The 8,926-nt window shown below is 66.1% G+C and carries 9 protein-coding genes; 4 read left to right on the top strand and 5 right to left on the bottom strand.

Annotated elements, in window-relative coordinates:
• The 3 genes from MUO23_03580 to MUO23_03570 form a co-directional block, all read left to right on the top strand.
• On the top strand, window positions 1-504 hold a 504-nt coding region (locus tag MUO23_03580; GenBank protein ID MCJ7512035.1), incomplete at its 5' end, for a substrate-binding domain-containing protein.
• Window positions 505-1,081: 577 nt separating this feature from the next.
• Window positions 1,082-1,732, top strand: coding sequence for a bifunctional 4-hydroxy-2-oxoglutarate aldolase/2-dehydro-3-deoxy-phosphogluconate aldolase (gene eda, locus MUO23_03575; protein ID MCJ7512034.1), 651 nt, complete (start codon window positions 1,082-1,084; stop codon window positions 1,730-1,732).
• Window positions 1,729-2,775 carry a sugar kinase gene (locus tag MUO23_03570; protein ID MCJ7512033.1) on the top strand — a complete coding sequence of 349 codons (1,047 nt, stop codon included), beginning with the start codon at window positions 1,729-1,731 and terminating at the stop codon, window positions 2,773-2,775. Before eda ends, MUO23_03570 begins: the two co-directional genes overlap by 4 nt.
• Window positions 2,776-2,808: 33 nt before the next feature.
• Here the strand turns inward: MUO23_03570 and MUO23_03565 are convergent, their stop codons facing one another.
• The 5 genes from MUO23_03565 to MUO23_03545 all read right to left on the bottom strand — a co-directional run bounded on the left by MUO23_03565 (window position 2,809) and on the right by MUO23_03545 (window position 6,468).
• The gene (locus MUO23_03565) at window positions 2,809-3,117 is read right to left on the bottom strand and encodes a hypothetical protein (protein ID MCJ7512032.1); all 309 of its coding nucleotides are present in this window, start codon (window positions 3,115-3,117) and stop codon (window positions 2,809-2,811) included.
• A 235-nt stretch (window positions 3,118-3,352) separates the two neighbouring features.
• Window positions 3,353-3,562 carry a hypothetical protein gene (locus MUO23_03560; GenBank protein MCJ7512031.1) on the bottom strand — a complete coding sequence of 70 codons (210 nt, stop codon included), beginning with the start codon at window positions 3,560-3,562 and terminating at the stop codon, window positions 3,353-3,355.
• A 117-nt stretch (window positions 3,563-3,679) separates the two neighbouring features.
• A complete protein-coding gene (locus MUO23_03555) occupies window positions 3,680-4,465 on the bottom strand; it encodes a DUF92 domain-containing protein (protein ID MCJ7512030.1) in 786 nt (261 codons plus the stop codon).
• A 94-nt stretch (window positions 4,466-4,559) separates the two neighbouring features.
• Window positions 4,560-5,465 (bottom strand): PH domain-containing protein, encoded by a 906-nt coding sequence (locus MUO23_03550; GenBank protein ID MCJ7512029.1) that lies wholly within the window; start codon window positions 5,463-5,465, stop codon window positions 4,560-4,562.
• A gap of 55 nt (window positions 5,466-5,520) precedes the next feature.
• On the bottom strand, window positions 5,521-6,468 hold the full coding sequence (locus tag MUO23_03545; GenBank protein MCJ7512028.1) for a branched-chain amino acid transaminase: 948 nt from the start codon (window positions 6,466-6,468) through the stop codon (window positions 5,521-5,523).
• Window positions 6,469-6,674: 206 nt separating this feature from the next.
• Between MUO23_03545 and MUO23_03540 the strand changes: the two genes are divergently transcribed.
• Window positions 6,675-8,510: an APC family permease gene (locus MUO23_03540; protein ID MCJ7512027.1), complete on the top strand. Its 1,836-nt coding sequence runs from the start codon at window positions 6,675-6,677 to the stop codon at window positions 8,508-8,510.
• The last annotated feature ends 416 nt before the right edge of the window (window positions 8,511-8,926 follow it).

Below are 8,926 nucleotides of genomic sequence, written 5' to 3'. Positions count from 1 at the left end.
GGGGAAGGCGTCGTCGTTCAACTGCGCGGCGGACCGGCGGACAACTCGATTGGGCTGAACCGCAGCAATGGGATGCTCAGCGTCGTTGAGACGTATCCTGGCATCAGCGTGATCACTGCGCCGGACTATGGCGGCTGGAGCGCGGACGGCGGCATTGCCCTGATGGAGGACATGCTGGCTGCCAATCCGAAGATCGACGCCGTGTTCTGCGAGAACGACTCGATGTGCCTGGGCGCCCAGACGGCCATCGGGGATGCGGGCCGCGCGGATGAGATGTTCCTCGTCGGTGTCGACGGTGAGACGGCTGCACTGGAAGCCATCATCAATGGCACGAACTACGGTGCTACCGGCCTGAACAACTCGGACCAGATCGGGCGTGGTGCGTTCAACCGCTTGATGTCCATCCTGGGCGGAGGGGCCCCTGAGAAGGACACCTACCTGCCGTCGCCGTTGATTACGAAAGACAATGTCATGCGCTACTACAATCCGGAAGGCACGTTCTAGCCCGACCGGACACTTGGACTAACAGGAAAGAGCCTCTCCGGCTCCTTCCGCCAGCCAGAAAGGGACCCTCACAGGAGGTGACCGATGCCTCCTGTGGGGGTCCACCTGACCTTGGTCTTCATCGTGAGGTCAGGGTTTGATCGCGGCGGGCACCAGGCGCCCACGCAGGAATCTCCACGGCGCCCATCGTAGCCTGCCTCTGCCCGGCGGAGCGTCCGGGGATGCGCCAGGGCCGGCCTATCATGGATGAGCCGCATTCCCCGGAGTTATCCGGGGCTCGCGCCGCCGACACGAACCGACATGGGAGATCGCGGCCTGGGATGCTCTTCAGCCTGTGTCGCGCCGAACCTGGGCTGGATGGGGATGAGAACGCAACGGAGACCCCTGCCATGACGCCCGGGCGAACTGAGTTCAAGGGAAGGCCGGCATCTTCCTCCCGGCTCCGCCGGAAGGAATCAGCCGAGGCTGCGCACCCTGCGCGAACCCCTTGGACAGTGGGCTGGCCGGGTGGCTTCGACAACGAGCTCATCCCCAAATGCCCCGGCCAGGCGCGATCGAGCAATCAGGAGGACCGGAGATGAATTGGGTCGAGCAGTTGGGGACGCTGGGGGTGATCCCGGTTGTCAAGATCGACCAGGCATCACAAGCCACGCAACTGGCGGAGGCCCTGCTGACCGGCGGGCTCCCCTGCGTCGAGATCACCTTTCGCACCGACGCAGCCTTGGAGTCCATGCGGTCGATCTCTGCCAGCTTCCCGCAGATGCTCTTGGGGGCGGGCACCGTACTCACAGTCCCCCAGGCCCAACTTGCCGTCCAAGCCGGCGCCCGCTACATCGTTTCCCCAGGGATGGACAGGAAGGTTGTCGAGTGGTGCCAGGCCCACGATCAGGCGGTCCTTCCGGGAGTGGCTACCCCTAGCGAGATTCAGTTGGCCCTGGAGATGGGACTGCGAGTCCTCAAGTTCTTCCCCGCTGAAGCCCTGGGGGGCATACCCTACCTCGAGGCCATCGCGGCACCATTCGCAGATCTCCGCTTTGTGCCAACGGGCGGAATCAGCGCCGCCCGCCTGGCAGACTACCTCGCACTGCCCATGGTCCACGCCGTCGGCGGGAGCTGGTTGGTTACCCCGCGCCTCCTGGCAGCCGGGGACTTCCCCGAGATTACCCGGCTGGCGCGCGAGGCCGTCTCAATCGCCGCCTCGGTGCGATCTAGAGGGAGCCGAAAGTGAGCCCGCGCATTGTCACGTTTGGCGAGATCATGCTGCGCTTGAAGTCTCCGGGCCACGAGCGACTGCTGCAGTCGCCGGTACTGGAGGCGACCTTCGGGGGCGGCGAAGCGAATGTGGCCGCTTCCCTGGCCCGGTTTGGGCTGGACGTCGCCTACGTAACCGTCCTGCCCAGGAATGCTCTCGGGGATGCCTGCCTGCAGCATCTGCGCGGGCTGGGGGTCGATATTTCGATGATCGCCCGCAGCGGAGAGAGGCTCGGGACGTACTACCTGGAAGCCGGAGCGAACCAGCGCCCTTCCAAGGTCATCTACGACCGCACCCACTCCTCGATCATGGACGCTCCACCCGAGACGTTCGACTGGCCGAAGATCCTGGAAGGCGCCACCTGGTTTCACGTGACCGGCATCACTCCCGCCCTGAGCGCTTCCGCGGCGGCCGCCACTCTGGCTGCCGTGACCACTGCCCGCCAGGCGGGGATCACCGTCTCGTGTGACTACAACTTCCGCAGGAACCTGTGGAAGTACGGCCGTACTGCCCCGGAGGTGATGACTGAGATCGTCGGGCAGGTCAATGTCGGGATCGCCAACGAGGAAGACTGCCAGCAGGCGCTCAGTATCACCAACCCAGACAGCGATTGGGAAGCGGAGGTCTCTGCCGGCCAGGTCCATCCGGAGAAGTACCGCGGGTTGTGCGAGAAGGTCCTGGCGGCCTTCCCCAACCTGCGCCTCCAGGCCATCACGCTGCGACAAAGCGGCAGCGCCGACCGCAATGGCTGGTCAGCCTGTCTTCACAACCGATCGACCTTCATGACCGGCCCGAACTACGTCGTCGATGATATTGTCGATCGGGTCGGGACGGGAGACGCATTTGCCGCAGGGCTGATCTACGCCCTGACCCAGGGAATGGATTCCCAGCAGGCACTTGACCTCGCAACTGCGGCTTCCTGCCTTAAGCACTCCATCGCCGGGGATCTGAATCTCAGCACGGTGGACGAGGTCCTCGCCCTGATGCAGGGCCATTCCACCGGCAGGATCCAGCGCTGATCGCCTGCCGCCCGGGCCGCCGGCCGTCGGCCCTCAGACGCGGTCGGAGAAGCCGGACTCCCCCAGGAGGCCGCGGAAGGCCTGCCGGGCGTCCTCTCCGGCCTTGGCATACCCGCCACCCGACGTTGGTACAAACTGCTCCGAGAGCTCGGCCCGCACCCAGCGCCAGGCCTGCGGGTTGACGGCCGCGTGATGCCGGAGCTGTTTCGCCAGCACCCTGCAGCCTAGGCTGCGAACCTGCGCCCACACGCCCTCGCTAAGAGTCCCGAACCCGAAGGCGACGGAGAAGAACGCTGTTGCGAAGTCCGCGCGGGCGAAGACCCCGTAGAAGTGATCCGCCATGTCTCTCCGCATAGCGTGGAAAGGAATCCGGGTCGATGACCTCCGGCCCTCAACGTCCAGGCGAGCCCACGAGCCAGGTGGAAGGCCTCGCCTCAGGATCCTCGCCAGCATCATCAGCCTCAGCAGGATTCCCGCCGACTGCAGGCAGGTCCTGCGGTTGATCCGAGCTCCGGCTCGGCTGCACATCTGGCCTGCTTGTGAGTGAAGGCTGCCGTTCGGGTTGTGGGTCGGGCCCTCAACTGGCGTGGATGTGTCCCTCGACTTCTAAGTGCAGCCGATGCGCTGGCGCCGAGCTGCCGTAGTCGGTCCGGTCCTCAAGGACCAGACGGATCCGAAGCGGCGCCTCGCTGGGGACCTTGGCCAGATGAGTCAGGATCGCCTCATCGGCCTGCACCCCGAAGGACTTCAGCAGGCGTCGGATATCGTCGCGTGGATTGCCTTCCATTGGGACCTCCGTTTGTCAACCCGAGGGTCATCCCCCAGGCGGCTCCCGCCACCCGGCACGGGAAGGCAGGCCAGGCGCTGCCGACCCGATCGAGGGCCGCCCGAATCCTCGTCAGCCTCACCCTACCGCCAGCCGCCACATAGTCATCGCCAGCACCGCGCCGCTGAGCGAACAGAGCAGATTGACGGTGTCATTGCCCAGCCAGGCCAATCCGCGCAGGCGCTGGGTTGCCGCACCACAGGTATGGCGCGGGTGCTGCTCGGTCTCGACCCCGCAGGCCGGGCAATGGTAGACGGCCTGCGCGGTTGCCCCCAGTAGACTGTCCAGCAAGCTCCCGAGCATGCCCGCCAACAGCCCGATGCCCAGCAGGGCCGGCCGCCCCCAGAACCAGGCCGCCAGGGCGGAGATCAGCCCCGCCCCTGCCAGGCTGGCCAATAGGCCTGCAGCCGTGACGCCGCCCGACGTGCCGGGTGGGACGATTCGTCCTCCGGTCAGCAGCCGCGGAGGAGGCGAGGACAGCACGCCGATCTCGGTGGCCCAGGTATCGGCATTGACCGCCGCCAGGGCGCCAACCATCCCCACCAGGAAGACCTCGGCCTGCGACCCGCTCAGGCCGTATGCCAGGGACAGAACGGCCGCCACGCCTCCGTTGGCGGCCACCTGCCAGGCATCGCGGCGGCCGCTCTTGGCCATGACCGGCTGTAGGACCCTCTTGCGCTGGGCACCCCAGCGAGACAGCACGCCCGAGCTGAGGAAGAACGCCAGGACCAGTCCGGCGCCTCTCCACCCGGACCCGCCAAAGGCGGCCGCCCCGACCAAGGTCGCGGCCGCCGCCCCGGAAGGCTGCAGCAACCCGGCCCACCATGCCAGGCCGGCGACCCCCGCTCCCAGCAGCAACGCCACCAGCCATCTCATGCGGCTTGTCCCCCCAACCTGTGGACAACTCGGCCGTAACCTGTGGACAAGTGCCCATTCCCGGTGGACAACTCGTAAGCTCTCAGGCTGCTCCCAGCAAGAATGCCACCGCTGCCCACAACATCCCTCCAACGGCGATCGCCGTGCTCCACAGCGCATACGAAAGGTGCGGCCGGGTCTCCCGGCGCAGCAGCCATGCCCCCAGGACGGCATCGATCATCCAGCACACGATCCCAACCATGGGCAGCAACAGCAGGCGGCCTGGCGGGGCGAAGAGCGCCGGCACGCCTCGGACGTCGAAACCGAAGGGAACGGACTGTGGCAGGCTGGGCGCCCGGAAAGCCAGGTAGCCAAGCAGCACCAGGGGCAGAGTCAACCCGGCAAGCAGCAGGGCCCGCGCCACGCGATCCGACCACACCCGTGCCACCAGGAAGTCGGGCCGGATCGAGAGGGGAGCAAGCGGCTCGAGGGATCCCATGCGCGCCCCGGCGACATAGGCCTGCTGGAAGGCCTGGGCGTTGGCGGGAGAGATGGCCAGCTGGAATTCCCGGGTGATGACCACGATCTGGCCCGGCGCGCTTTCCGAGGCCATGAACTCGATCCGGCCGACGCCCTCGACCTCTCGTTCCCCGACAACGCATCCAGGCCACCACAACCCGGGGGCGGGCCGCACGCCGGGAGACAGCGAAGCGGCCGACTGCAGGCGCCTGACCGATGTCAGCGGGATTTGCTCCAGCCGCAGGCCCCAGCGCAGAACCAAGCCATTGCGATCGACCGAATAGGAAGCGCTCAACAAGCCGTACAAGCGGTAGGCGATGGCCGCCGCCAATGGCGCCGCCACCAGCGGGACCACCGCCCACAACACCGTCCATGGGGAGAGGGCGGTGGTCCCCAGCCGATACACCCCGAAGAGGATCAGGCCGCTCACAAGCCCAAGGAGCAGCCCACCCACGATCAGACCGCGTGCACGCCTGGGGTAGAACTTCATCACAAACGCACGGGAGGCCTTCGGGCCTCCCGCAACTCCCTTCGACTGCACCGCCTCAGGGCGCGGCGCCAGCCTGCTCCTTCACATAGACGGGCGAAAGCCAGCCGGTGTACTTGGGGTTGCGACCTCGAACGATGTCGCCGAACAGGCGCCGCAGCTCAGCAGCCACTGGCCCCATCACGCCCTCCCCCACCGGCCGATGATCCACCCAGGTGACAGCCGTCACCTGGGCGGCGGTCCCGGTCAGCAGAATCTCCTGGCTGAGGTAGATCTCGGTTCGGTCGATCGGCCGCTCGACGACCTTCAGTCCCAGCTCCTCAGCCGCCACCGCCATCACCGTCTTGCGCGTGATCCCCTCGAGGATGTTGTCGGTGATCGGCGGGGTCACCATGACCCCATCGCGCACGATGAACACGTTCATGGCGCTGCCCTCAGACAGATGGCCGTCCTGGGTCAGCACCAGCACCTCATCGAACCCGGCCCGGGCGGCGTCGGTCTTGCTCATGGCGGAGTTCACGTACGCCCCGCAGATCTTCCCCCGCGCCGGGATGGCATTGTCGTCGATGCGCCGCCAGCTGGAAACCGTGACACGCGCATCCTCGTCATTCTTGATATACCGGTCGAAGGGGATGGACGAAATGGCCAGAGCGTCGCGCAGGTCGTGCAGCCGCACCCCGATCGTCTCATCGGCCTTGTAGATCAGGGGCCGGATGTAGCAGTCTTCGTGATAACCCTCGCGACGGAGCAGTTCGAGGGTGATCTCAACCAGGTCCTCGGCCGTGTAGTCGATCTCGGCGCAGATCAGCCTGGCCGAGTTCAACAGCCGCCGGTAGTGGTCGATGGCCCGGAACACGTACAGCTGTTGCTGATCCAGATTCCAGTAGGCCCGGATTCCGGCAAAGGCGCCTGTCCCGTAGTTCAGGGCGTGCGTCAGAACTCCCACCTTCGCTTCCGCGTACGGCACGATCTGACCATCGAAGAAGGCGAACTTCGGGAGTGTCACTGCGAATGGCCTCCTCTCACGCGTGCACCTGGGGTGGAATGCCCGCCGCGTCCGGCGGGCGTCTTGCCTGTCCTTCCATTATAGAACGCTCGCCAAGGCCCCGGCAAGCAGGAGGCTGCGCCGAGCGACTGCCTTCCCCCCAAGTACGCCGGGGCACAAACGGGTCTACAATCGGGGTCGGTGGGGCTGTCTGCCCCTGCCCATGTATGCTGGCTCATCTACGGGAGTTCGTCTTCGGCCCTCCCCTACCGACCGGACGCCTGGGGGCGGAGCGGCTAAACAAGGTCCGCGCGCTGGCAGCCCTTTCCCCGGACGCGCTGTCCTCCGTCGCCTACGCCAATCAGGAGATCTTCCTCGGGCTGGCTGTGGCGGGTGCGGCCGGGCTAGCCTACTCCTGGCCGATCGCCGTCGCGATTGCCAGCCTACTGGTGATCGTCAGCATCTCATACTCGCAAACCCTGTGGGCCTACCCCACGGGAGGCGGGTCGTACACCGTCGCCAAGGAGAACCTCGGAGCCACTCCCGGCCTGGTCGCGGCCGGCGCGCTGCTTATCGACTACGTGTTGACTGCCGCGGTCAGCCTGACGGCGGGGATGGCCGCGATCGCCTCGGCCTTCCCCATGCTCTGGCCATATCGGGTGCCCGCAGCGCTGGCAATCTTGGTGATCATCCTGGTGGCCAACCTGCGCGGATTGCGGGAATCCGGCACAGCCATGATGATTCCGGTTTACCTCTTCCTGGCCTCGTTCGGCGCGATGCTCGTGGCGGGCTTTGTCACCGCCGCCCGCGATGGCCCCGGGGATTGGTCGAGCGTGCCCGCCACGGGTGTGCCGATCGGGGCCTTCCTGCTGCTGCACACTTTCGCCACGGGGTGCACGGCACTGACCGGGATCGAAGCCATCAGTAACGGGATCACCGTCTTCCACCCGCCGGTCTCGCGCAATGCCAGCCGGACACTGGCCATCATGGCGGTTCTGATGGTGACGCTCTTCCTGGGATCCATCGCTCTGACCCACTATCTTGCAGTTGTCCCTCAGCAACCGGAGACAATCCTTTCGGCGCTGGCCCGCAGGGTTCTGGGGGACTCTTTCGCCTACTACCTCGTCCAGGGTGCGACGCTGCTCATCCTGGCGGTGGCGGCAAATACGAGTTTCGCCGGCTTCCCGCGGGTGGCTTCGGTCCTTGCGCGCGATCGCTACCTGCCCGGTCAGTTTGCCAACCTGGGCGACCGGCTGGTGTACTCGAACGGCATGATTGTGTTGGCCGCGTTGACAGCCCTTCTGATCATCGTCTTCGGCGGGGACTCGCATGCCCTGATTCCGTTGTTCGCCGTGGGCGTCTTCCTGGCGTTCACCTTGTCCCAGGCTGGAATGGTCGTTCACTGGATCAAGGCCCGGAGTGCCGGCTGGCGGGTCAAGTCCCTGGTGAACGGCCTGGGAGCCACAGTGACCGCGGCCACGTTCCTGATTGTGGCCTTCAGCAAGTTCCGCGAAGGCGCCTGGATCGTCCTGGTGCTCATCCCGGGTTTAGCGATGTTGTTCCAGGCAGTGCGGATGCACTACCGGGAAGTCGCCCACGAACTGACGATGCACGGGCTGCCCCCCGATCTCCGGCCAGCCCCCAAGCCGCGGCTGGTCATTCCGATCTCCGGCGTGCATCGCGGGATCGTGGAGGCTGTTCGCTTTGCTCAGGCGATCTCGGGGGACGTGACGGCGGTGTACGTCGAGATCCATCCCGGTGAGGGAGAACGGGTCCGGCAGCAATGGATGGATTGGTGGCCGGACATCAAGCTGGAGATCATCCCCTCGCCCTACCGCTCGTTGGTCGGGCCGCTGCTGGGCTATCTTGACCGGGTTGACGAGCAGCACAACGACGGGCAACAGGCAACGGTCCTGTTGCCGGAGTTCGTCCCGGCGCATTGGTGGCAGGCTCTGCTGCACAACCAGACTGCCTGGATGCTCAAGACAGCCATGCTCTACCGCCGCCGGCGCCATGGATATCAGCGGGCGATCATCGACGTCCCGTATCACTTAAAACGCTAGGGGGTTGCTCCCAGAGGGGGGCCAGCTGACGGCGGCCTCCTAGCCGCACTCCCCCTGGATTCTTCACCGGCTCACCAACGCCTGCGCTCATCCGCTCGGCAGCCGACGGCGGTGGCGGAGCACCCTGCAGCGCTCGCGAAGCATCTTGGAGCCCAACGGAGGGGAGTGGGCATTCCAGGTGCTCGGAGTGCGCTCGAGGACCAGGGTGTGTGGTTGGAGAGGGGTTTGGCTACGACCTCCTGAGCGATCCTCCTCGACACCCCATACCTCGCTGGTACAATCCCCCGCCTTCGCTTCACGCCAAAGGAGCCGCCGTGCGTTCATATCAATGCCTCGCCCTAGGGTTGGGAATGCTGCTCACCTCGGCCTGCGCCCCGCCGCCGGCAGGGCCGCCGCAGGAGGCGGCCCCTGCCACT

The organism is Anaerolineales bacterium (assembly GCA_022866145.1).
GTDB lineage: Bacteria > Chloroflexota > Anaerolineae > Anaerolineales > E44-bin32 > PFL42.
Note: the sequence above shows the minus strand (reverse complement) of the source record. Positions and strands in the feature narration are given on the sequence as shown.